The 23,806-nt window shown below is 60.0% G+C and carries 21 protein-coding genes and 1 tRNA gene; 6 read left to right on the forward strand and 16 right to left on the reverse strand.

Annotated features, from left to right (window positions below; translation table 11 throughout):
• Positions 1–204: 204 nt before the first annotated feature.
• Positions 205–1,797 carry a DUF4388 domain-containing protein gene (locus IRZ31_RS03515; RefSeq protein ID WP_297149587.1) on the forward strand — a complete coding sequence of 531 codons (1,593 nt, stop codon included), beginning with the start codon at positions 205–207 and terminating at the stop codon, positions 1,795–1,797.
• Positions 1,798–1,964: 167 nt separating this feature from the next.
• Positions 1,965–3,050: a sigma-54 dependent transcriptional regulator gene (locus IRZ31_RS03520; RefSeq protein WP_297149589.1), complete on the forward strand. Its 1,086-nt coding sequence runs from the start codon at positions 1,965–1,967 to the stop codon at positions 3,048–3,050.
• Positions 3,051–3,128: 78 nt separating this feature from the next.
• Here IRZ31_RS03520 and glp read toward each other — a convergent pair whose 3' ends face one another.
• The 4 genes from glp to IRZ31_RS03540 form a co-directional block, all read right to left on the reverse strand.
• Positions 3,129–4,349 (reverse strand): gephyrin-like molybdotransferase Glp, encoded by a 1,221-nt coding sequence (gene glp, locus IRZ31_RS03525; protein ID WP_297149591.1) that lies wholly within the window; start codon positions 4,347–4,349, stop codon positions 3,129–3,131.
• A 156-nt stretch (positions 4,350–4,505) separates the two neighbouring features.
• Positions 4,506–4,579 (reverse strand) — tRNA-Glu (locus tag IRZ31_RS03530).
• Positions 4,580–4,705: 126 nt separating this feature from the next.
• Positions 4,706–5,257: a hypothetical protein gene (locus IRZ31_RS03535; RefSeq protein WP_297149592.1), complete on the reverse strand. Its 552-nt coding sequence runs from the start codon at positions 5,255–5,257 to the stop codon at positions 4,706–4,708.
• Between the two features lie 231 nt (positions 5,258–5,488).
• Entirely contained in the window at positions 5,489–6,031 is a 543-nt protein-coding gene (locus IRZ31_RS03540) for a vitamin K epoxide reductase family protein (RefSeq protein ID WP_297149594.1), read from the reverse strand.
• Positions 6,032–6,191: 160 nt separating this feature from the next.
• On the opposite strand from IRZ31_RS03540, the gene IRZ31_RS03545 reads away from it, so the two are divergent.
• A complete protein-coding gene (locus tag IRZ31_RS03545; RefSeq protein ID WP_297149596.1) occupies positions 6,192–6,983 on the forward strand; it encodes a PhzF family phenazine biosynthesis protein in 792 nt (263 codons plus the stop codon).
• A 77-nt stretch (positions 6,984–7,060) separates the two neighbouring features.
• On the opposite strand, the gene IRZ31_RS03550 is transcribed toward IRZ31_RS03545, so the two are convergent.
• The 8 genes from IRZ31_RS03550 to IRZ31_RS03585 form a co-directional block, all read right to left on the reverse strand.
• A complete protein-coding gene (locus IRZ31_RS03550) occupies positions 7,061–7,816 on the reverse strand; it encodes a response regulator transcription factor (RefSeq protein WP_297149598.1) in 756 nt (251 codons plus the stop codon).
• Between the two features lie 16 nt (positions 7,817–7,832).
• Positions 7,833–8,732 (reverse strand): phosphate ABC transporter ATP-binding protein PstB, encoded by a 900-nt coding sequence (gene pstB / locus IRZ31_RS03555; RefSeq protein ID WP_297149600.1) that lies wholly within the window; start codon positions 8,730–8,732, stop codon positions 7,833–7,835.
• 24 nt (positions 8,733–8,756) lie between these two features.
• Positions 8,757–8,993 carry a hypothetical protein gene (locus IRZ31_RS03560; RefSeq protein WP_297149602.1) on the reverse strand — a complete coding sequence of 79 codons (237 nt, stop codon included), beginning with the start codon at positions 8,991–8,993 and terminating at the stop codon, positions 8,757–8,759.
• A gap of 43 nt (positions 8,994–9,036) precedes the next feature.
• Complete coding sequence (gene pstB / locus IRZ31_RS03565; protein ID WP_297149633.1) at positions 9,037–9,795, reverse strand: phosphate ABC transporter ATP-binding protein PstB; 759 nt, start codon at positions 9,793–9,795, stop codon at positions 9,037–9,039.
• Positions 9,796–9,888: 93 nt separating this feature from the next.
• On the reverse strand, positions 9,889–10,809 hold the full coding sequence (gene pstA, locus IRZ31_RS03570; RefSeq protein ID WP_297149604.1) for a phosphate ABC transporter permease PstA: 921 nt from the start codon (positions 10,807–10,809) through the stop codon (positions 9,889–9,891).
• Positions 10,806–11,807: a phosphate ABC transporter permease subunit PstC gene (gene pstC / locus IRZ31_RS03575; RefSeq protein WP_297149606.1), complete on the reverse strand. Its 1,002-nt coding sequence runs from the start codon at positions 11,805–11,807 to the stop codon at positions 10,806–10,808. The genes pstA and pstC overlap by 4 nt, the downstream gene beginning before the upstream one ends.
• A gap of 123 nt (positions 11,808–11,930) precedes the next feature.
• The gene (gene pstS / locus IRZ31_RS03580) at positions 11,931–13,070 is read right to left on the reverse strand and encodes a phosphate ABC transporter substrate-binding protein PstS (protein ID WP_297149608.1); all 1,140 of its coding nucleotides are present in this window, start codon (positions 13,068–13,070) and stop codon (positions 11,931–11,933) included.
• Between the two features lie 442 nt (positions 13,071–13,512).
• Positions 13,513–16,218: an ATP-dependent Clp protease ATP-binding subunit gene (locus IRZ31_RS03585; protein WP_297149610.1), complete on the reverse strand. Its 2,706-nt coding sequence runs from the start codon at positions 16,216–16,218 to the stop codon at positions 13,513–13,515.
• 548 nt (positions 16,219–16,766) lie between these two features.
• On the opposite strand from IRZ31_RS03585, the gene queF reads away from it, so the two are divergent.
• Positions 16,767–17,222: a preQ(1) synthase gene (queF, locus tag IRZ31_RS03590; RefSeq protein WP_297149612.1), complete on the forward strand. Its 456-nt coding sequence runs from the start codon at positions 16,767–16,769 to the stop codon at positions 17,220–17,222.
• A 162-nt stretch (positions 17,223–17,384) separates the two neighbouring features.
• Here the strand turns inward: queF and IRZ31_RS03595 are convergent, their stop codons facing one another.
• Positions 17,385–18,056 carry a queuosine precursor transporter gene (locus tag IRZ31_RS03595; RefSeq protein WP_297149614.1) on the reverse strand — a complete coding sequence of 224 codons (672 nt, stop codon included), beginning with the start codon at positions 18,054–18,056 and terminating at the stop codon, positions 17,385–17,387.
• Positions 18,057–18,336: 280 nt separating this feature from the next.
• Between IRZ31_RS03595 and queC the strand changes: the two genes are divergently transcribed.
• The gene (gene queC, locus IRZ31_RS03600) at positions 18,337–19,014 is read left to right on the forward strand and encodes a 7-cyano-7-deazaguanine synthase QueC (RefSeq protein WP_297149615.1); all 678 of its coding nucleotides are present in this window, start codon (positions 18,337–18,339) and stop codon (positions 19,012–19,014) included.
• Between the two features lie 44 nt (positions 19,015–19,058).
• On the opposite strand, the gene IRZ31_RS03605 is transcribed toward queC, so the two are convergent.
• The gene (locus IRZ31_RS03605; protein ID WP_297149616.1) at positions 19,059–20,270 is read right to left on the reverse strand and encodes a tRNA-dihydrouridine synthase; all 1,212 of its coding nucleotides are present in this window, start codon (positions 20,268–20,270) and stop codon (positions 19,059–19,061) included.
• 329 nt (positions 20,271–20,599) lie between these two features.
• Between IRZ31_RS03605 and IRZ31_RS03610 the strand changes: the two genes are divergently transcribed.
• Positions 20,600–21,763, forward strand: coding sequence for an acyl-CoA dehydrogenase family protein (locus IRZ31_RS03610; RefSeq protein ID WP_297149618.1), 1,164 nt, complete (start codon positions 20,600–20,602; stop codon positions 21,761–21,763).
• Positions 21,764–22,021: 258 nt separating this feature from the next.
• On the opposite strand, the gene IRZ31_RS03615 is transcribed toward IRZ31_RS03610, so the two are convergent.
• Together IRZ31_RS03615 and IRZ31_RS03620 are read right to left on the reverse strand one after the other, a co-directional pair.
• Entirely contained in the window at positions 22,022–22,942 is a 921-nt protein-coding gene (locus tag IRZ31_RS03615; RefSeq protein WP_297149619.1) for an alpha/beta hydrolase, read from the reverse strand.
• A gap of 52 nt (positions 22,943–22,994) precedes the next feature.
• A complete protein-coding gene (locus tag IRZ31_RS03620) occupies positions 22,995–23,663 on the reverse strand; it encodes a hypothetical protein (protein ID WP_297149621.1) in 669 nt (222 codons plus the stop codon).
• Between the last annotated feature and the right edge of the window lie 143 nt (positions 23,664–23,806).

The following is a 23,806-nucleotide window of genomic DNA, read 5'->3' on the forward strand; positions in this document are numbered from 1 at the left end:
GGGTCATACTCACGCTATCGAACAAGGTCGTTTGATGCCAACGCTGCTCAACGTTGTTGAATTTGACTCGGGTCGTATTCTGTTTGTAGATATTGCTGATGTCTCTCACGCATGCCGTGCTTGCTAGAGGCGAGAATTGCACTTAGATATACACGCATGCACGCACACGCGCAGCAGGGGCATTGCGACAGGCGGTGAATTGCTGTGTCTACGGTGAGTTTTGCGACGACATTAGATCGGGTCAATCTGGCTGATCTCTTGCGGCGCCTGGAGGCCCATGAGAAGAGCGGGGTGCTGATCGTAAAGCAAGGTGCTCTCTGGGTGGAGCTATATTTTAGCCAGGGGCGCTTGCTCTGTATCGGCCCAGTGCGCGCTCAGCTGACGCTGGGCGACCGCCTGGTACAGGCTGGTGTGATCTCCCAGGCTGCTCTCTCCAGCGCGATGACAGTTCTGCGGGAACGCGGTGAGGAGCCTGGCGAGACTCGCATCGCTCTGATCCTGATGGAGCTGGGCTATGCGACGCGCGAGCAGTTGCGTGCCTGGGCCGCGCGCGAAGCCTCTCGCGTGCTTGAGGTCCTCCTCTCGTGGCGTTCAGGTGAGGTGTATTTCGAAGAGGGGCGCACACCTCCTCCGTCTCGCTTGCTGGTCTCTCTCTCCCCTTCCGCTCTCTTGCCTGCCTCGCCCGCTCACTCTGCCCCTGCGCCGTCGTTGCAGCTTGCCCAGAACCAGGGGTCGTCTTCCGGGTCCGAACCGGTGCCCGCGCCTGCTGCCGCTTACCCTGGTTCGCTGCCTCCCTCTCAGGTGCCCTATGAGCAGCCGTTGCTATCACAACCTCTCCCTCCTTTGTCACAGTCCCAGCCGCCTCAACTAGCCGCCCAGGGGCCGGGGCAGATCTCCCAGCAGCTTGCCCCGACTCCTCAGCCGCGTGTAACTCAGGCGCTGCCTGAGACGGGCGCTGCTCCTCAGCGCCAGGAGCGGGCTCGCCTCGATCTCAGTTCGCTCTTTGACCCCGATGCCCTGGCCCGCCTCTCGGCGGTCGCTTCTGACGCTTCCTCTTCGACTGCACCGGCCAATGCCGCAGAAATGGCCTCTGCCCAGCGACAGCCTGCTGGGCAACAGCAGGCTGCCCCAACCTCCGGGGCCTTGGCTAACCTGCCGGCCCCTCGCCCCATTATGACGCCCTATACGCCGCGGCGCGTTGATGTCTCTTTTATCCATCCCGAGGTCAAGCTGATCCCGCCTGATCTGCAGGCCCTGCGCTCTGGCAGCGTAGAGATTCCGCTGACCCCCGATGAGTGGCGCGTCTTTGGCTGTATTACTGGAGAGACAACGCCGCTGCAGATCGCTCAGCGTCTGGGGATGCCGCTAGAGCAGGTCTATGTCGTGATCGGAGAGTTGATGGCGCTGGGCCTGATCCAGCATCCTTACAGTATGCAGCCGCAGTATCCTGTCCAGGAGTTTTCTCCTGCTGCCCTGCCTCCAATGGCTGATCCCTATGCCGCGCAGTCGCAAATGTCAGGCTCGTCGCCTTGGATGCCAGCCCAGGCGCAGGCGTGGTCAGCTCCGCCTCAGACTCCCCAGGTCACAGGTGCGTTTGCTCCCACTGCCCCCGCGGTCCCCCAGTCGCCGATCTATGTGGAGACTGAATCGCAGTGGGGCAACGGCGGCAATGGCGCCCGCTTCATCGTGGGTCGTGGTTGGGGCGTCCAGCCGACACGACCGCTCTCGCCTGGTAGTCCCGCCCAGCCTCCATATCCTGCCTCGGTGCCCGTTGGAGGCTCCCAGCCCGGCAGATAGCCCGGCTGCATGCAGGTGAGCATGGTGCCGCTGACAGAGGAGACCTCACCAGTAGGGAGGCCGCTCCTGCTCGCCTGGTCATGGCAATTCCATAGGCCGCTGGCTCCCGGACAAGCCGAAATGGCGGCCTCCTGGTGGACTGAATTGGAATGGAAGGGTGGGGGACGATGTCGCAGGGTTCAGGACCTCATTATGGCTCTCAGCCCGCTGCAAGCTCGTCTAAGGCACATGAGGATGAGGCACTGCTGATCGAGTTGGAGCGCTTCGGGCTGGTCATTGGACGTAGCCAGTCAATGCGCCACATCGCGACGCTCATTCGCCAGGTGGCAGCTTTTCCAACCACGACAGTCCTGCTGCAGGGGGAGAGCGGCACTGGTAAAGAGGTCATCGCTTACGCTATCCATGCCCTCAGCGGCGGTTCCGCGCGCCAGTTTGTGGCCATTAATTGTGCGGCCATTCCCGAAACCTTGTTAGAGACAGAGCTGTTCGGCGTGGAGGCTGGGGCCTACACCGATGCTCGGGTGACGCGCGACGGCTACCTGGCGCGGGCCGATGGCGGCACGCTCTTTCTTGATGAGATCGCTTCGATGCCCCTGATGCTCCAATCCAAGCTCTTGCGCTTCTTAGAAACGCGCTCCTTCCGTCGCGTTGGTGGCACCACTGAGATTCAGGTCCGCCTGCGCGTGATCTCAGCCTCGAATGTCGATCTGGCAACGGCAGTCGCCCGGAAGGAGTTCCGTGAGGATCTCTTCTATCGCCTAAAGGTCTTCACCATTCATATTCCCCCTCTGCGCGAACATCCTGAAGATATCGCCCCGCTGGTTGAGTACTTTTTACGTCAGCAGCTGGGGGAAGAAGGCCGAGCGCTCCGCCTCAGTCCCGAGGCTCTGGCCCTATTGGAACGCTACAGCTGGCCTGGTAATGTGCGCGAGCTACGCAGTGTCGTCCAGCATGGCCAGATTATGTGTGAAGGCGATGAGATCCGCGTTGAGCATCTCCCAGCCTATTTGCAGTCTGCCTGCAGCAGTGCTCTCCAGCGCTTGCAGGAACTCAAAGAGCAGCTCCATCTCCCTCCCGAAGGGATTAATTTAGAGGAGTTTCTCGCTGAGATCGAGCAGCGTTTTATCTGTGAGGCCCTGGAACGCTGTAACTATAACCAGGTGCGAGCGGCAGCCCTGCTGGGCCTCTCGCGCGACCGGTTGCGCTATCGCCTGGCCCGAGTTGGCACCGGGAGAGGACGGCAGCGCCGTTAGAGCACGAATGTCCCACGGACAGGCCCATGCCCCGCCGACCGCATAGCGTTCTCTCGATGGCGGCTGCCGTCAGCTCAGTTATTCCTCCGGCCAATCGAGCATGAGGGCTTGGGCCGTCTCTCCTGGCTTGAGAATCTTGCCCCCTTCCGGGACGATCACCAGGGCGTTGGCGTTTAGCAGCGAGGTGGTAATATGTGATCCCTGGTGACCGGTGGTCCGTGCTACAAAGCGGCCCTGCTCCCGGCGTACATGAGCACGTACGTAATGACGGCGTGGCGTGCGCTCGCTGACGCCGTCCTCGACCGTGACCTCTACCTGGGGACGGTGCAGGCGGCGATGCCCCAGCAGCTTGCGGATCAGAGGCCGCCCAAACAGCTCGAAAGTCACAGCGGCTGAGACGGGATTGCCTGGCAGCCCTAGCAGCGGGACCTGTCCAATGCGCCCAAAAGCCAGCGGCTTGCCAGGACGCATGTTGATTTGCCAGAAGTCGATGACCCCCTGCTCATTCATGATGCGCTTGACCAGGTCGAACTCACCAACGGAGACGCCTCCCGAGGTAATGATGAGGTCGTGTTGCATGGCCTGACTGAAGACCTGGCGCAGGCTCTCCTCGGTATCGCGTGCCACTCCCAGGCGCTGAGGCTCGGCCCCGGCGCGGCGCACTGCCGCCTCCAGCAGATAACCGTTGCTGTTGCGAATCTTGCCCGGTTGCAACGGCTCCCCCACGTCGATAATCTCGTCTCCTGTGCTGACAATCGCGACGCGCGGGCGACGAATAACCTTCACACGGGCCTGTCCCACAGTGGCCAGGACACCGATCTCCCACGGGCCGATCTCACTTCCCTGGCTCAGCACGCGCTGCCCGCGGCGGATGTCTTCACCAGCAGCGCGAATATTATTCCCCGGCGCTACTTCCTGGAGGATCTCGACCCAGCTGCTATCGCTGGGATCGCTGCGCGTCAGCTCGATCTGGATCACAGCATCGGCCCCGCGTGGTACCGGAGCACCAGTCATGATGCGCATGGCGGTGCCTGGCTCGATAGCCTGCTCTGCCACATAGCCCGCGGCGATCGTCCCGATGACGCGCAGACGGGCAGGACGACCATTCTCCATGCGCGTGTCTACGCTGCGCAGAGCGTAGCCGTCCATTGCCGAATTGGCGAAGGGCGGAAGATCCTCCTGGGCAATAATATCCTCAGCGAGGACCAGTCCCGCGGCTTCCGCCAGCGCGACGGTTATAGCTGGCAGCGGTTGAATCGCGGCCAGCATACGTTCCTGCGCTTCCTCTACACTGATCATAGGCCCTCTTCCTTTGCTCTGTCTTGGCTCACGCCTGCCAGGGTGGAGGAATGTGGCAGGGCGAGCGGAAAGAACAGTACGGCCAGCCAAAAGCAAAGAGCCTGGCAAACCAGAAACAGAGGCAGGTCTGCCAGGCTCTTCCCACGATTGCGCTGATACCTCGTACGGGATTCGAACCCGTGATCTCCGCCTTGAAAGAGCGGCGTCCTAGTCCGCTAGACGAACGAGGCCCACTGACTGCTGCGCGCCAGCGTCTGGTAAAGCGCTGAGATGCTATCGCGCCTGCGTCATCTGGATTGTACTGTATCTGGCTCGTTTTGTCAAGCGGCTTTTGACGACAGCCTCCTCCGAGCTGCTTAAGACTGACGAGCGCCGACCGCTGACCAGTGCCATTGCTGAGGGCAGGTATAGTCGAGAACCGCAACGTTGCCAGGCTCTGCGATGGCCACCACAACGAACTGGGGAACGCTCGATTCCTGCAGCTGATTCGCTTGATCGGGGAGCTGGACGCTAATGCCATCCAGCTCATGAATATGTGAGATGGTTGCCTCGACGGTGGCCAGCTGGCGCAGAATAACGGTAACACTGAAACTGAGGCTGTGGTCAGAAGCATCGATGGCCACAAAATGCGGAATAATTGTATCCTGTGCCTTACGAAAAGGATCTTGAAAGGTAAAGTCTGTCTTGTAGGGATTGTCAGGGGTGGCGCGCAGATAGGCATAAGCTTCGGCACAAAGATGATACTTGTAGGCACTGTTAGGACTGCGTACCAGTTGGACGTGCGGAGATGGCTGGTGCCTAGACGCAAGGCTGGGGCCTAGCTGGTGGATCAGGACCAGCACACCCACCAGTAGGAGCGCCGCCGCGAGTGGTACGAGCAGAAGCCCCAACTGCCAACGCTGCTTCATGGCTTCTCTCCCCTTCCAGGAACTGGATGGAAAACTGGCTTTGCCTGCCTGACGCCTCCATTCCTGGCAAGGGAGAGACGCTTCTTTTCAGCAGGGGCCAACAACCCTCTTCCGGCGGCGAAACTGGCGCTCACCTTGCCAGTCAGTCAGGAGCCTCCGCTTGGCTAGAGGCTGACTGCTGTCTCTCCTTCTCAGCGGCTCCTGCGGTCAGATACAGAGATATGTATCTATCTAGCGACCAGCCCGAGAAGAGCGCGGGCGTGAGCGAGCAAGCGTTGTGGACGGAGCGGAAGAGGGGGGCTGAGGTGCGCCTGCCTCCATCTCTGGCTCCGGTTCCAGCCACCTGGCCAGGCTGATCAGGAAAGCGATCAGGATCAAGACATGAAGAACGGTACACCAGAGACAAATGGCATGCAGGCGGACTAGCTCGACGTAGACCAGGTAGAGCACAGTGACCATACCGGCCAGCGACCAGAGGAACTGAGCGGGGCGAAGCCAGGCAGGCTCTGTAGGACGCAGCAAGCTCACCAATGCCAGCCCAGCCAGGATCAGGCACCAGCCCAGGCCAGGCAGCGAGATAGGAAGCGTTGTCCCGGGCAGCACCGCGTAGCTGCTGCTGAGCACATGTGCGCAGTCAATGGCACCTGAAGCAGGGCAGACCAGCGGCGCATCTTGATAATGCACGATAGTCAGGTAGATTGCATCCCCCATGCCTACCAGTGCGAGCAGAAGAACCAGGAGCTGCAAGCCTGAACGTCGTAGTAACAGTTCCATCAAGTCAGACTCTTCGATACAAAATCGGTGACAACAGCACTCTCTGTAGAGAGGATACTGCGCGCTTCCCCCTCTGTCAAGGGTCAATCAAGTGCTACAATGGAGACGGCCTTTCGCGGCCCTGGCTGTGAGGGCGCTGCTTGATATGAAGGAGACTGAGATGGGACAGCGCATTGTCCAGGTCGATGCTTTTACTGATCGTCCTTTTGCCGGTAATCCGGCGGCAGTTTGCTTGTTAGCAGAGCCGCGTGACGAGCGCTGGATGCAGCTCGTCGCGCGCGAGATGAATCTCTCGGAAACGGCTTTCCTACTCCCAGAAGGAGATGGCTATCGCCTGCGCTGGTTCACGCCGACAGTAGAAGTCGATCTCTGTGGCCATGCTACCCTGGCCAGTGCTCATATCCTCTGGGAAGAGGGGCTGTTGCGGCCAGATGATCTGGCTCGTTTCTATACGCGCAGCGGCCTGCTGACCGCTCGTTGTCTGGATAGCTGGATCGAGCTGGATTTCCCGGCGACGCCGGCCACAGCTACGACCCCGCCGCCGGGCTTGAGCGAAGCCCTGGGCGTGACACCGCTCCTGGTTGCCAGGAACCAGTTTGATTATCTGGTTGAGCTGGAGAGCGAGGAAGCGGTGCGTACTCTTCAGCCGGACCTGACTCGCCTGCTGACTATTCCCGCGCGTGGCTTCATCGTAACCAGCCGTGCCAGTGGCCAGGACTATGATTTCGTCTCGCGCTTCTTTGGACCCGCCGTCGGGGTTAACGAGGACCCAGTCACTGGTTCTGCTCACTGTACACTGGCGCCTTTCTGGTGTAGCCGCCTCGGACGTCCGGCTTTGACAGGTTACCAGGCTTCCGCTCGCGGCGGTCTGGTGCGCGTGCGTCTGGCGGGAGAGCGGGTCTTTCTCAGCGGCCAGGCGGTCACAGTGCTGCGCGCCGAGTGCTTTTTTTAAGGGAAGCCACCGGGGGTCTGCTCTCCCCTCTGGTCTGGGTAAGGAAGGGGGAGAGCGTTGAGCGTCGACTGCCCGGGCTAGCGGAAGACGTAGCCCACGCCGCGCACGGTCTGAATCAGCTTGGGGGAAGCCGGGTCCTCTTCTAATTTCTCGCGCAACCAGCGGATGTGAACGTCGACGGTGCGGGTGTCGCCGGCGTAGTCGTAACCCCAGACGTGGTGCAGGAGTTGATCGCGGGTCAGCACCGTTCCGCGATTGCGCACAAGATAGACCAGGAGATCGAATTGCTTCGGCTGCATTTCGATCTCCTGATCGCGACACCAGACCCGCCGCCCAGGCAAGTCGATGCGTACGGGGCCGGCGATCAGCTCCCGAGCACTGCGCCGCGACTGGGCAGCGGCCTCTTGGGTCATGCTGCCCCCTTCAGGAGGCGCCTGCGTAACGGGATAGGCGGCACGGCGCAATAAAGCTCGCACGCGCGCCAACAGTTCGCGGCGCCCGAAGGGTTTGGTCACATAATCGTCGGCCCCAACTTCAAGGCCCACAACTCTATCGATCTCTTCCCCTCGCGCTGTCAGAAGCATAATTGGAGTGGTAGCTGTTGCCGGCTCCCGTCGGAGCTGTCGGCAAACCTCCAATCCGTCAATCTCTGGCAGCATGATGTCTAGAATGATCAGCTGCGGTCGCTCGCGCCGCGCCAGCTCCAGGGCGGCTCTGCCGTCGAGGGCCGTGAGCACCTGGTAGCCCTCCTGCTCCAGGCTGTAGGCGATGGCCTCGACAAGCACCTCTTCGTCATCGACCACCAGTATCTTCTCGCGTTGACCTCTGATCATAGTGACGCTCTCATCCTTAACTGAAGCGCCCGCTAATGTAGTCCTCTGTCTCTCGCTGCCGCGGTCGCTTGAACAGCTCGGCGGTCGGCCCATATTCGATCAATCTGCCATTAAGGAAGAAACCGGTATATTGGGAAACGCGTGCAGCTTGTGACATATTATGGGTGACAATGACAATAGTGTATTCCTTGCTGATCGAGAGCAGCAGCTCCTCGATCTTGAGCGTTGCGATGGGGTCGAGCGCCGAGCATGGTTCATCAAGCAAAAGCACCTCGGGGCGCAGAGCCAGGGCACGGGCGATGCAGAGCCGCTGCTGCTGCCCGCCCGAGAGACCGAGAGCGGAAGCTTTCAGGCGGTCCTTGACCTCATCCCAGAGCGCTGCGGCTCGCAGACTGCGCTCGACCTCTTCCTGAATCTGCCGGCGCGGCTTCCTCTGGATGCGCAGGCCATAGGCGATGTTTTCAAAGATCGACTTTGGGAAAGGGTTGGGACGCTGAAAAACCATGCCAATGCGCTGACGGAGGCGGATGACATCGATGGCCGGATCATAGATATTCTCGCCGTCAAAGATCGCTTCTCCCTCGATGCGCGTCTCGGGAATAAGATCGTTCATGCGATTGAGTGTGCGCAGAAAGGTGGATTTCCCGCAGCCCGATGGCCCGATCAGGGCGGTAATCTGTCGCTGGCGAATCGGTAGCGAGATATCGAAAAGAACCTGGCGCATCCCGTAGTAGAAATTAAGGTGCCTGACATCAATCGCAACCCCGGCGTTCTGGTCCAGCGGCTGACCCGGCTCAGCAGCCCCGAGGGCATGGCTCAGCCGGAGATCGACAGGGGGCGTCTCGGATTGCTGACTGGCGAGACGCCCCTCCGTCGCTGGCAGCCGCGAGTATGGCCCACTCATATTGCTCTCCATTGCCTTTCCTCGCAGCCGCATCAGCTAGAGAAGCTGATACTCCTTATGAAGAGGAATAGCGGTATCTACGATCAGACGATTGTTCGTCACGATGAGACGAATGTAGCGCCCGGCGAGGGCTTTGCTGATAAAGTACGGGCGCCCTTCGTAGGAAATGTGACCGCTACGGGCCACTTTCCGTGAGAAGATGCTGACGCCCTCTGGGAAGGTGTTACCCGTGGTGCTCACCGTATTCGTGCTCTCTGCTGCGGTATCCTTCACGGTAATCCCCTCTCTTGTAGTTGAGTTATCTTGACTAACTCGACTAGCCGAAACGTCCACTGATGTAGTCTTCGGTCTCTTTCTTGCGCGGGTGAGTGAAGAGCTGTTGAGTCTCTCCCTCTTCGACAAGGTGGCCCTGCAAGAAGAAGGCCGTGCGGTCCGCGATGCGTGCGGCCTGCTGCATGTTATGGGTGACGACCACAATGGTGTACTGTCGCTTCAGATAGGTGATCAACTCCTCCACCTGGAGGGTGGAGATAGGATCAAGGGCCGAGCATGGCTCGTCCATGAGCAGAACCTCTGGCTCCAGGGCCAGGGCGCGGGCAATGCACAGACGTTGTTGTTGCCCGCCCGAGAGACTGATGGCCGGGCTATGCAGGCGGTCTTTGACCTCCTCCCACAGCGCGGCCTGCTGGAGACTGCGCTCGACCAGTTCCTTAAGCCTCGATCCACGCAGCCCCAGATTGAGCCGTGGCCCGATAGCCACGTTCTCGAAAATACTGCGTGTCGGCAGCGGATTGGGCTGTTGGAAGACCATGCCGATATGGCGCCTGACGTTCATGGGGCGAATGCCGCGCCCATAGATATCGAGGCCATTAGCGATCACCCTGCCCTCAACGCGGGCGCCGGGAATGGTCTCATGGAGACGGTTGAGGCAGCGCACGAGCGTCGATTTGCCGCAGCCGGATGGCCCGATCAGGGCGGTGACACTCAGTGGGGGCACCGTCAGGTTGATATCAAAGAGTGCCTGCTTACGTCCGTACCAGGCATTGAGCTGCTCGATGCTGAGCGACATCCCCATCGGCCTTAACACGCTCCTGTTTGTCTGCTCTACGGTTGCCTGATCCATTGGCGAACTCCCTTCTTGTCCTCCTACCGGCCTGAACCTTGCTGCTCATCGTTGTTTGAAGCCGCCTGTGGCCAGGCGCACGGCCAGGGAGGCGAGGAGGATCAGGACGATGAGCACGAAGGCGCCTGCGTAAGCTTGATTGACCTGTTGTTGGTAAGGGCTGAGCGTGAACTGGAAGATGCGCAGTGGCAGGGCATCCATCGGCTGGGTGACGTCGGTGTTCCAGAATGTTGTTCCGAAGGCGGTCATCAGCAGAGGCGCTGTCTCTCCAGCCACACGTGCCATGGCCAGCACCACGCCTGTGATGATCCCATTGCGCGCCGCGGGGAGCACTACTTGCAAGATGGTGCGTGCCTCCGTGGCTCCCAGCGCTAGTGAGGCCTCGCGTAGCTCGCGTGGTACCAGGCGTAGCACATCCTCCGAGGTACGCGTCACAATGGGAATCATGATCATGCCGAGGGCGAAACCGCCGGCTAGACCCGAGAAGGTTTGCATAGGGATGACGATCAGAACCCAGGCCAGCAGGCCAAAGATGATGGTTGGGATGCCGTTGAGGACGTCGACTAGAAAGCGCACTCCCTGGGCGAAGGGACCGCGCCCGAATTCGGCCAGGTAGATGCCAGTGAACAATCCCAGCGGTACGCCCATCAGCGAGGCCAGGGCGATCAGGATCAGACTACCCTGAAAGGCTTCTCCCATGCCGCCACCCGGCTCGCCGTTCGGGGTTGGGAGTTGCGTAAAGAAGTCGAGGTCGATGTAGCGTAGGCCCTGACTCAACACGTAGTAGAGTAGATAGATCAGTAGTCCGGCGGCGAAAAGAGCCGCCAGGGTGGTGGAAAGAACAACCAGGGCGTTCACCAGGCGCCGCCGTAGATTCAGGGAGGAGCGTGTGGTCAGGAATGGGTGAAGGTGGCTCTCCCCTGACTGCAGGGTTGAGGAAGGAGATGTTGGCATAGGCACGCTCATGGGCGCCCTCCTCTGCTTCCTTGGGCCTGGCGTTGGAGGCTGGCGATCAACCAGCGCGCCAGGATATTGGTGATCAGGGTAATGATGAAGAGGATGAGGCCGGCTTCGATAATGGCCGAGAGGAAGAGGCCGGGCGTCGCTTCGCCGAACTGGTTAGCGATGACGCTGGCCAGGGTATAGCCTGGTGTGAAAAGGCTAAGGCTTGGCTCATTGGCCTGGTTGCCGATGATCATGGTGACTGCCATCGTCTCGCCAAGGGCTCGCCCGAGAGCCAGAATGACACCGCCCAGGATGCCCACGCGCGCAAAGGGTAGCACAGCGTGACGAATGACTTCCCAGCGCGTGGCCCCGAGTGCGAGCAGGGCCTCACGTTGAGCGATGGGGGTCACTAGCATTACTTCGCGTGAGACTGAGATGATGAGGGGCAGGATCATCATTGTCAGGACGATACCGGCCCCAAGGTAGCCGACGCCCTCCGGTTGCCCTGTGAATAGCGGCAGGAAGCCCAAGTGTTGCTGGAGCCAGGGCTCGCCGGCGTTGTGCAGCCAGGGAGCAAGCACGAGGAAGCCCCAGAGGCCGTAGATGACGCTCGGGATGGCGGCCAGCAGGTCAATCAGAAAGGCCAGAATGAGCCGCAGCGGACGCGGACAGAAGTCGACCAGGAAGATGGAGGCTCCCAGGCCCAGCGGTACGGCGAAGATGAGGGCGAACGCTGAGGTCATCAGGGTGCCGAAGATGGCCGGCAGGACCCCGTAGACGTCATGCACTGGATCAAAGGCTTTGTTGGTCAGGAAGCTGAAGCCGAAACGTCTGATGGTGGGCAGTGAATTGCTGATGAGAATCCAGGCTGTGCCCGCAACTAGCCCGAGGACGATCAGAACGAATAGCAGGGTAATGCCGCGAAAGAACAGGTCCCCGGGTCGCTGAACTCGCAGCATCCGTTGCCAGCCTACCCACTGCTGGCGTGCTTTGCTAAGGCTGACTCTCTCCTGGCTCATGCATCCTCCCCTGGCTCTCTACTCCCTAGGTGATGAGGCAGGGGCTGATCTTTGTGAGATACAGCTCCCTGCCTGTGCTGTGCTTGCTTTGCTGGTCTTTTTCGTCAACTCGACGGTGGCTTTTCAGGAGCCGCTGTAGCAGGCGCTACTGCCGCAACGCATGGCCTTGATCTGGGCCTCGTCCTTGCTGACGATCGTGTCTGGCAAGGGCACATAGTTGAGCGGCTGTGCGTACTGCTGCCCGTCATGCACCATCCACCAGAGCAGCCGCGCCAGGGCCTGCCCCTTATCACTGTTGCTCTGGTTCTGGTAGACTACGACCCATGAGAAGCCGGTGATTGGATAGGCGTTGTCGCCGCTGCCGTTGACGATGTAGAAGCGCAGGTCCGCCGGGATGTTACTGAAGCTCTCGGCGTCGGCTTTGGCGCTGTCGAGCGAGGGCGCGACAAACTTGCCGGCGGCGTTCTGGAGCAGGGCGTAGGGGATGTTGTTGGCAAGAACGTAGGACAGCTCAACGTAGCCAATGCCGCCATCGGTATTCTTGACCTGCCCGGCGACGCCGGAGTTTCCTTTGGCTCCGACACCCGTGGGCCAGTTAACAGTGGTACCGGCTCCGACCTTGCTCTGCCAGTCTGAACTAACCGCCGAGAGGTAGTGCGTGAAGATGCTGGTGGTGCCGCTTCCGTCAGAGCGGTGGACGACGGTGATGTTCTTGTGGGGCAGGTTGATGCCGCTGTTGATGGCCTTGATCTGCGGGTCGTCCCAGGTGGTAATCTTGCCTTCGTAAATGGCGGCCAAAATCGGCCCCGTCAGCTTGAGCTGGCTGACTCCGCTGAGGTTATAGGAGATGGCCACCGCTCCAATGGTCACCGGAATGTGCAGAATTGGCCCGCTGGTGCTCTTGTTCAGCTGATCGTTGGTCATAGGTGCATCAGTGGCACCAAAATCGACAATATGCTGTAGCAGGTTATTAATACCAGCTCCACTACCTACCGCCTGATAGTTTACGTTGATACCACACTGGACTTTGGGATACTCCTGGAACATTTTTGAGAATAAAGGATTGTCAAACGTCGATCCAGCGCCCGTAAGCTGCTTGGTCGAAGGGCAGGTACTGCCGCTTCCTGTAGTCGTGCCTCCGCTGGAGCTGTTGCTGTTGCCGCAGGCTGCCAGTAGGGCCAGCAAGCCCAGCAACAGGAGGGCACCGAGATATCTCAGTCGCGGGCGCCCTCGGTGGCTGGTTGAAGGTGTGAATGGTGTCATAGCGCTGGTTTCCCCTCCTCAGTGACGCTGCCGTGGCGCGACGGCAACGGAAAATAGATAAGCTGGTCGGCGGACAGGCCGCGCTGCCGGCCTTAGCCAGGCCACTGTTCCGTTCGGGCGTGCCCTGGCTCTTTTCCGCACCACCCGAATTGTACAGTTATCGCTTTAATAGTCCTTTAACTGGGAGTTAAGGGCCTTTAAGCGGCGGTTAAAGTTTGCCGAAAGGATAGGAAGGCTCTGTTAAGGAGATAGGGGGTCACTCTGCCGGGAACCCCTGGAGTGGCTCCGCAGGAAAGCTCTTGCCGCGAGCGACGAGGAAAGAGTGCAAGAGGGCGCCCGCCGTGGGGACTATAGCGTTTGAGCGGAATGAAGCTGAGTGCTGACCGCCAATGCTCTCTTCCACGGCGGGCCTCTGATGAGGAAGGCTATACTGTTTAGATGTTCAGGCTGCGCTGTGACCAGGTACCTCCGACCAGGATAGGGCTACTGAGCCGCGGGAGCTGTCTGTTGAGGAAGGATGCGGCTCTATCGATGGCGATTGGCCCCTGCTCCTAGCCTGGGGTACTCGTTCCAGACGCAGATGGCTGCTCTCGCTGTCGGGGACCAGGAGAAGGTGGTCGCCCCTTCCGATCTCGCCTCGCAACAGCGCCTCACTGAGGCAGTCTTCCACCTCGTGACGCACAAGCCCTCGCAGAGGACGGGCCCCCTCGATGACGAGCTGCCGCTGACCGCGGATGAGCAGGTAATCGCGTGCGGCTGGGCTGATTTCCAGGTTGATGCCGAGTTGGGCCAGGCGTTGGCAGCTAGCGCCCAGCAATTGATCGACAATCTGGCCTAGATGCTCTCTCTTGAGGGGGTGGAAAGGAATAATGGCATCGAGCCGGTTGAGCAGCTCTGGCCGGAAGCTATGCTGAAGCTGAGCGAGGAGCTGCTTCCACCGGCGTATTGGCGGCAGCCCTCCCTGGGGCAGGCCGCTCCCGAAGCCGGGGAGGGCTGCTTGATCCGAAGAGGTGGGCAGATTGGTGGTGAGGATGATGATGGCCTCGCGGAAATCCACCAACCGGCCCTGGCCATCGCTCAGGTGCCCATCTTCCAGGACCTGCAGGAGCAGGTCAAACAAGGCCGGGTGGGCCTTTTCCAGGCCCTCGAAGAGAACAATACTGGCTGGTCGCTGGCGAAGGGCCTCGCTCAGGAGGCCAGACTCCTTGTAGCCCTGATAGCCCGGTGGGCTGCCGAGCAAGCGCTGTACCTGCTGGCGCTCCGTGAAGGCGGCCATATCCAGCGCAATTAAGGAGCGTTCGTCTCCTGTCAGGACCTCGGCCAGGGCCGTTGCCAAATGGCTCTTGCCGACGCCGCTAGGGCCAACGAAGAGAAATGAAGCCGCGGGTCGTCGCGGATCACGCAGGTTGCTGCGCGCGCGGCGCACGGCTCGGGCGACAGTAGTGATGGCCTCTTCCTGGCCGGCAACTCGTTGCTGGAGCAGGTGCTCAAGGGAAAGCAAATACTGAGCCTCTTCGCCTCCTGGGAAGGTCACCCGCAGTCCTGTCCACTGCGCTACCACCGCGGCCACAGCCTCCTCGTCAACGTGCGGGCGCGCGGCTGAAGTAGCTGAGTCCGAAGCTGCGATATCTGGCAACCTCTGCGTCAGCCACTCACTCTCGATGGCCAGGGCACGGCGCCGGAGCTGCTGCTCTTGTCGGCGCAGCTCTAGAGCCGTGGAGAAGTGCTGTTGAAGTATGGCGGCCTCTCTTTTCGCACGCAGGCTGGCTAACTCCTCGTGAAGCTGGCGCAGAGCTGGTGGCGGCAGGGCCTGGCGCAGGCGCAGCGTGGCGGCAGCTTCGTCGATCAGATCAATAGCCTTGTCGGGCTGGGCGCGTCCGGCAAGGTAGCGTCCTGAGAGGCGCACCGCCGCCTTCAATGCCTCGTCGCTGATGGTGACGCGATGGAAGGCTTCGTAGCGAGGGCGCAAGGCCCGCAGGATCTTCAGCGTCTCGATGGCATCCGGCTCGGCAATGAAGACGGGCTGGAAGCGCCTGGCTAATGCTGCGTCCTGCTCGAAGTGGCGGGTGTACTCCTCAAAGGTGGTGGCTCCGATGCATTGCAGGTGCCCGCGGGCCAGCAGAGGCTTGAGCAGGTTGGCCACGTTCGGGGCGCTGGCTGGCCCTCCAGCGCCGATGAGCATATGAATCTCATCGATAAAGAGGAGAATGTCGCTGGCACCTTTGATTTCCGCCACAATGCCCTGTACACGCTCCTCCAGGTCGCCGCGGTAGCGTGTACCGGCTATCAGCAGGCCGATGTCGAGGGCTACAACCCGTTTGTCTCGCAGACATTCTGGCACGCTGCCGGCGACAATGCGAGCGGCCAATCCCTCAACAATGGCCGTCTTGCCGCTACCAGCTGGCCCAAGAAGCAACGGGTTGTTTTTGGTATAGCGCAGCAGGATCTGGATGGTGCGCGTCAGTTCGACCTCGCGTCCGATCAGGGGGTCCAGGTGCCCCTCTAGTGCCGCCAGCGTCAGATCGTGGCTAACGCTGTTCAGTTCCGGGGTGCGCTCATAGCGCTCACGATAACTCGATTGGAGGTCACTGGCTGGGCTGACTGACAAGCCTGAAGGAAGATCAGGGGTGGAGCTGCCTTGCGCTCCTGACTCACTGGTCTGTGCAGACACGAAGCTGGCCTGGTCGGGCAGTGAGCCAGGTGTGGCCAGGGCCTGCAAGCGAGCACGTACACTGGCGCAGGTGACGCCGAAACCCTCTAGCAGACCCAGCAGTAAAGCGGCTTGGCGATCCTGGACGCTGAGGAGACCCAGGAGCAGATGCTCTGGCGCAATGGAAGGCGCTCCTAGTTTCCTGGCATGGAGAGCAGCGGCATGTAAAGCCGCCCGCGTCGCCGGAGAAAGTATCTGACGGGAGGCATGAGCACGCTTGCGCGGTCTGTCCAACGCCTCAATCATGTGGCGGAGCAGGGCAGGCCGCAGCATGAAGGAGGTCAGGAGTTGCCCGATGAGGGGATCGTTGAGGCGCAAGATGCCTAGCAGGAGTTGCTCATTGCCAATTAACCTGCGATGCCGTTTGCTGGCCTCTTCTCGTGCGTAGTGCAGGGCCAGACGAGCAGCAGGGGTATATGCTTCATACACATGTTTCATTGATCTGGCCTTGTTAACCATCTCCTACAAAAATAAGCTCACCAGGTAGAAGAGACCCACTGCTTCCTCTCCCGGGCCGCTGGTAGGGCGCTGAGGCGGCGGAAGGCAAGCAGGGGCCTGTGGACATCAATCAGCAATAATTGATATGGATACATACCTCTACAATATCTCTTGTCGGCAGGAGGAGCGTCAGTCATAAGGGGGAAAGTAATCCCATCCCCAGATACTGGTATGGCGGACGGGCCATGCTGGGCTGGATGGAGAGGGCGGGAGGAGAGCCAGACTGCTCTGACGTGAAGAAATAAAGGTCGCCTGCTCATAGGTGTGGGCGTCTGGCGTCCCTGGACTCTGTGCCGTGGATATGCTACGATTCTCTCGCAAACTTCATCCGAAGTTGCAGTTCAAGTAGCGTATTGGTCAATAAAGCAGAGCAGGGACAGCCTCGCCTGTCTCTGCTCTCTTCTTGCTCGCGGGCTGTGCCTCAAGCCAGCTCGCTCTGGCCTGCTGACTTTCCTTGTTCTGACTGAAGAATCGGAGGTCGTTCTCATATGAGTGAAGAGCAGCAACAGACGCGTGTGCCGGGACGCTACGGGCTGGATGAGATTGCCGCCAATCGCCTGGAAGCCTGGCCCAATCCGAACCCCGAGCGCGACTACGTCGTTCACCTGGAGATCCCCGAGTTTACCTGTCTCTGCCCGCGCTCGGGCTTCCCGGATTTCGCCACGATCGTCATCGATTATGTCCCTGATCGCTCGGTAGTTGAGCTGAAGAGCCTCAAGCTCTATATCAATGGCTATCGCGATCGACAGATCAGCCATGAGGCCGCCACCAATACCATTTTGAACGATCTGGTGACACTGCTTGGGCCGCGCTGGATGCGCGTAGCCGGGGATTTCAATGTGCGAGGCAATATTAAAACGATTATCTTCGCCGAGCATGTCGCTCCCAACTATAGCGGCCCCCGCCCTGAATATCGGCGTCACATGACAGGGAGTAGCCTGTAAGCGGCTCCGGCTCCGGCGCGAGAGGGACCCGACCAGTTGCCCACCTTCCCGGCTGACCGGTGAACTGCCGAGAGCGCCCGGCGGGCCGGGAAGAGGAGTGGGCAAGATAAAGCCTCTCTCGCCGACCAGAGCCCTGAGCTGATCCTGTCAGTGTTTGCTCAATCAGCGCGAGAGCAGAATAGGACTAAAATTCGTATTGTAATCGAATGTGTCGATCTTTTCATGCTTCTTGAGAAAATTAACGACAGCGTAAGTCAGTGGCGTCGCCACCACCTCGTAGCCGACCTTGAAAAGCCACTGCGTGAGCATTGCCGTCAGCAGCTCAGCGGGTGGAATCACACCCCAGAAGGCGATCGTAATAAAAATCAGCGTATCCAGCCCCTCCCCTACGAGCGTCGAGCCGATGGTCCGCGTCCAGAGCCAGCGCCCTTTCGTCAGAATCTTGAGCTTGGCCAGAACGAAAGAGTTGGCAAACTCGCCGCAGAGATAGGCTACAAAAGAGCCGAGCAGCAAGCGCGGCGTAAAGCCGAGAATAGCATTGTAGGCGGCCTGCTGCTTCCAGAAAGAAGCGGCGGGGGCCAGTCCTCCCACAAAAATAGCGATCACTGCCAGTAAATTGCAGGCGAAGCCAAGCCAGATAACACGCCGCGCAGCCGCATAGCCGTAGACTTCTGTCAAGACATCGCCGAACAGATAACTCAACGGAAAGACGATGATGCCCGCGGGCACGAGCAAGCCCGCCAGGGCGATGATCTTGACAGCGATAATATTAGCAGTAATCAAACAGGTGACAAATAAAGCTGCAATTGTCACGAACCAGAACGATACTCGCAATGCACTCATCCTTTCTTAGCGCTCACTCCACCGACACCTGTCTGTCCGTCTGCCTGTCTTCAGATCTTCACAGGCTGTGCGCGCCTGCGTAGAATATCAAGAGCAAACGCCAGCGCGAATATATCCCGGTGACTTCTGCTCTAGCAGGCAGGTGGCAGCCGGTGTCATCCATCGTTGGTGAGGTCACCCAACAAGCTGCGACCGCGAGCGCCCTGATCACATACCCGACTCACCTGATCAGGCCAGCATGAGGGTGAACAACTGGAAGGAGAAAGCAAGCATGGCTCGTCCCAAAGCGATCGCCGTTGTCAGTGGGGGGCTTGACAGCGTCACTCTGGCCCATCTACTCCATGCCCAAGGGTATCAGCTCCATCTGCTCTCTTTTGACTATGGCCAGCGTCATCGCAAAGAGCTGTTCTTTGCCGAGCGCTGCGCCCAGCGTCTAGAGGCGACTTTTTCTCTCCTCGATCTGCGCCAGCTTGGCCAGCACTTCAAAGGTTCGGCTCTGACCGATGAAAGCGTGGCCGTTCCTGACGGGCACTATGCTGCTGCGAACATGGCCATCACAGTCGTACCCAATCGGAATGCTATCATGCTCTCCATCGCCTATGGAATCGCCGTGGCCGAAGAGGCGGAAGTGGTCGCCTTTGCTGCTCACGCTGGAGATCACTTTATCTATCCTGACTGCCGCCCGGCCTTTATCGAGGCTTTTGGCGCGATGGAGCGTCTGGCTGTCGAAGGGCACGGGCACCCACGCCTGCATCTGGAAGCGCCCTTTGCCCACCTCAAAAAAGAGCAGATTGTCAGCCTCGGCGCGGCTCTCGGTGTCCCCTTCGTTGAAACCTGGAGCTGCTACAAGGGGGGCGAGAAACATTGCGGTACCTGCGGTACCTGTAACGAGCGCAAAGAAGCCTTCCAACTGGCTGGCATCCCTGATCCCACCGACTATCTCCAGTAACCTGGCCCTGGGTGAGGAAGAAGGAGGCTTCACCCAGGGCTTGCTTAGCAGGCGCAGCTCAGGTCAAGCGCGGGAACTGCCTCTTCGACGGCCTCCTCCTCAGGACTATACCCTGAGAAGGCTTGCGGATTCTCCAGGGCCTGGTAGATGATAGCCTCCACCTCCGCCAGGCTATTGACACGCACCAGGGCATTGCGGACATACTTGGCGCCTGGGAAATGGCCCAGGTACCAGCCCATGTGCTTGCGCAGCTCGACGAAATGATCCTCGCCCTTGAGTCGCGTATAGACGCGCGCGTGCTCCAGGGCCATCAGCAGGCGCTCCTCTCGGCTCGGATTGGGGGGAGGCAGGTCGGCCTCTGTTGGCTCAACACCTGCATTGAGCAGGCTCTTCATGCGCTCACGATCGCGGAAGATCCAAGGATTGCCCAGGGTGGCGCGCCCGATCAGCACCCCATGTACGCCCGTCTCGCGGATGCGCTTGGCCGCCTCGTAGAGCGAGTGGATGTCACCATTGCCGAGAATCAGGGTATCCGTCTGGCGCACGATCTCTGCGGCAGTAGCGATCGCCTCCCAGTTGGCCTCACCCTTGTAATGTTGCACCAGCGTCCGCCCGTGCAGCGAGATAGCAAACGGCTCGGTCTCTAGCAGATGCTGCACCCAGTCCTTAATAACGATTGAATCGTAGCCCAGGCGCGTCTTCACCGAGACCGGAATCAGACGTCGCTCGCTGCGCGGCTGGTCTCCCCACAGACGGATGCGCTCCTCATTCATCTGCCGGATGCGCTGGATGCGCTCCGGCTCCATTCCCAGATCCTCTAGCGTCTGGCCATTGGCCCAGTCGCGCACCCCGCGCTGGGTGGCACGGATGATCTCTTTCGCCAAGTCGGGCGTGCGGATCAGGGCCGCTCCGCCACCACGACTGGCCACGCTCTTGGCCGGGCAACCCATATTGATGTCGACGCCGTCGAAGCCCAGCTCGCAGACCACGTGAGCGGCGCGGTAGAAGGACTCCGGGTTATTGCCGAAGATCTGCGCGACCACGGGCCGCTCGGCGGGCGTGTAGAGAAAATCGCGAAAGATACGGTCACTGCCTCGCCACAGACCCTCGACGTTGGTAAACTCGGTAATCACAAGATCGGGCCGCCCATAGAGGCCATGCATGGTCCGGCATGGCGCGTCTGTTACTCCATCCATCGGGGCTAGCCCGACAATCGGTTGTGGTATCTTCTCCCAGAACGATGGGTACCTCGTCATATCTCCCTCTGGTGCCACCTTCCCCTAATGGGTTGGCTAGGTGCTGAATATCCAGGTACCAGGCACTGAGGACTGGATACCAGGCGCATGGCAGGGCAGCACCTGTCAAGCCCTTCTCTCTACCGACCTTATCATTGGGATTATAGCCTTGCTGCGCCCAATCTGGCAAGTCGGCCCTCTGTTTCTCTGGCCGTCTGGCACCCGGCGGCGGCCTTGGGATATAATGGGCCGCAGGAGCAGTGGCGCTCGTTGCCGCTTCGGAACAGCAGAGTCCCTTGCTCTGCTCATCCTGTCTGGATCTCCGGCTGCAGTAAAGGAGTCTACGCGCGATGAATTTCTACTTGACTGAAGAGCAGCAATTAATTCGCGACACCGCTAGACGCATCGCCAGGGAAGTCGTTGCGCCTCGCGCCCCCGAGCTTGATGATACCGGGATCTACCCCGAAGATATTTTCCAGGTCTATAAGGAAACCGGCCTGCTGGGCCTGGGCTTCCCCGAAGAATTAGGAGGCAGTGGCGCCGGCATCTTTGGGCTAGCGCTGGCGATAGAGGAGATTGCCAAGGCCGACAATGCCTGTGCCCTCATCCTTCTCCTGACGCGCCTCTCCACCAGCGCCATTCTCAAAGCGGGCACTGAGGAACAGAAGCGAAAATACTGTGCTGGAACAGCACGCGGAGAGTTGCGCGGCGCCTTCGGCCTGACCGAGCCAGGGGCCGGCTCCGACTCGGCCAATATTGCCACTCGCGCAGTAAGGAAGGGAGACGAATATATCCTTACCGGCACCAAATGCTATATCTCAGGTGCCAGCGTTGCCGATTTCTTCCTCGTTGCCGCCAAGACCGATCCCCAGGCTGGCTCTCGTGGCTTCAGCGTCTTCATCGTCGATCGTGACACACCCGGTTTCCGCGTTGGTAGAGAAGACCGTAAGATGGGCGTGCATGGGGTCCCTACCTGTGAGCTGATCTTTGAGGAGGCGCGGGTGCCAGCCCGCAACCTGGTAGGCCGTGAGAACGAGGGCTTCAAGCTCATCATGTGGAATCTCAATTCGGTGCGCCCTTGCGTTGCGGCGCGCGGTGTTGGCACTGCCGAAGGCGCTATTCAATATGCCGTTGACTACGCGCGTCAGCGTCAGACCTTCGGTCAGCCGCTGATCGAGCATCAGGCCATTCAAATGATGATTGCCGAGGTGGCGATGCGCATCGAAGCCTCACGCCTCCTTACCTACCAGGCTGCACTGCTGGTCGATGAAGGAAAAGCCGATCGTGAGCACGCACACTTTCTCTCGATGGCCAAGGCCTTTGCCACAGAGACCGCGGTTGAAGCTTGCGATAAAGCTCTCCAGATCATGGGGGGCCTGGGCTACATGCATGAGTCACTGACCGAGCGCTTCTATCGCGATGCGCGCCAGCTGACGATCGTTGAAGGGACAAGCCAGGTTCAGCGGCTGATCATCGCGCGCGCAGTCAAAGATAATCTGCTGAACTGGTACTAGGGGAACCAGCCACTTTCCCTCACAGCTCCGTAGCATCTACCCTGATCTCAGCGAGCTGGTTGCTGGCCTGGTCGTGGGTCGCCTGAGAGACAAAGGCTGCTGGTATCCCAGCCCAGCTCAGGTCAGGCCCTGGTAATAGGAAGAGACACATCCTGGCAGCGGCAGGCAAGAAAGAGTAGCGCCGGCTCCTCACCCGCATGGGTGAAGCCAGTTCTCTCTTGCCTGCTGTTACCTCCTTAGCCTGATCAGGCTGCTCTATCAGGCGGCTCGCGCCTGGGTGGCAAGCTGGCGCTGGATAAAAGCACCAATATGCTGGATAGCGCGGGTAGCCTCGGGCATCCAGGGGGCGCCGATTTGCCAGACATGCCACATGCCTTCCCAGACCTCCAGCTCTACGGCTACACCGGCCTGGCGTGCCCGCTCAGCGAAAGCGATCACATCGCTGAGCAGAATCTCATCGCTCCCTACCTGCAGAAACAATGGTGGCAGGCCGTGTAAATCAGCGTAGAGCGGGGAAAGCAACGGCTCCGTCGGATCGTGGTTCCCCACGTAGGCAGCGACCAGGGGGCCAACGGTCTCGACACGCAGAACTGGATCGCGCTCGGCATGGGTGCGCAGCGACTCGCCCTTGCCATCGAGGGCTGTCGCGGGCGATAGGCAGACCGCCGCAGCTGGCAGAGCTTCGCCAGCTGCTCGCAGGGCTAGCAGGGCCGCCAGGACAAGGTTGCCGCCGGCGGAATCGCCGACCAGAACAGCCTCTGAAGCCTGGCAATGCTCCCTGAGCAACCAGCGATAGGCAGTCAGCGTATCCTCAAGCGCTGCCGGAAAGGGATGTTCAGGGGCCAATCGATAGTCAATGACAAGGGCCTGCAGCTGCGCTGCTGCCGCAATGCGGGTTGCCAGGCCACGGTGGCTGCGCGGTGAACCCATAACAAAGGCCCCTCCATGAACGAACAAGACCGTACCGCGGCGGCGCTTTCCCGGTGGCAAGACCCACTCTGCTGGAACTCCACCTGCCGAAACCGGCTTGGCCACTGTGCCACAGGGAACCGAGAGAGAAAGAAACCAGTCCCCTTTCTCCATACTTGCTCGTAGCTGGGCGACGCTCACGTCTTCTCGATTGCTGAGCGAGCCAAGGCGCACAAGGTGACGAAACAGGACGCTTCGCAGGCTGGGCATAACGCGCTCTTTTCCAGAAGTCTTTCGCTTGTATCATAAGCCAGCCGACCACTTATTGGCAGGCCGGCTGGGAGGGGGCCAGAGCATTATCGGCTCCCTCGCTTTGATAGTCTACAATTCTCCACTGATGATTGCTATCCTCCTGCAGCGTTAGCGTCAGGCGATAGCTATGCTGGAGCTTGCTACGAGTGATCTCGTAGGTAGAAGTCCAGGTATTGTCCTGGATAACGGTTGTGCCCTCGACCTGCTTATAGTCCACCACAGTGCCAAAGCAGGCGTCGTAGCGTTGAGCTTGAGCAATAAAGTTGCTCTGGGAGCCTGGTTGGAGTGTCATCGGGGGACCAAGATAGTGATAGGCCTGAGCGTAATCCTGGGTCCCCAGAGCGGCAAGAAAGTTGCTGGCGGTGACTGCAGCATCCTTGCTGAGGCTCACGCCGATACCCAAATTGACGGCGGCGAAGGTTCCCATGAAGCCACAGATTCCGCAGATGACCAAGAAGGCCACAGCCAGCCACCACCAGTGCCATTTCCGTCTGCGAGGAGGCTCTGGCTCGACATCCACATCATCAGGAGGTGGCCAGGCGGCAGGTGATCGCGACGCTGCCGACCGACGGCGGTGGCGGCGGTGGTGACCATTGACCCCATCGGCCATCTCAAACTCAGCAAAATCCTCTTTGTTGCGCTCCTGAGACTCTTCATCCCAGTCCCTGCGTCCTGGCATGCGATCCTCCTGCCATGTGCTATTGCATCACGATAGCTCTATCCACATGTCTTGCTCTTTGGCTGCGTGCAGCAGGCCGCGCTGTGCTGTCACAGGCGACACCTGTTCCCGAGCTTACTCGCTTTCAACTCGCTTCTCTGTAA

It is taken from the genome of Thermogemmatispora sp. (assembly GCF_019683635.1).
In the GTDB taxonomy this organism is placed as follows: domain Bacteria; phylum Chloroflexota; class Ktedonobacteria; order Ktedonobacterales; family Ktedonobacteraceae; genus Thermogemmatispora.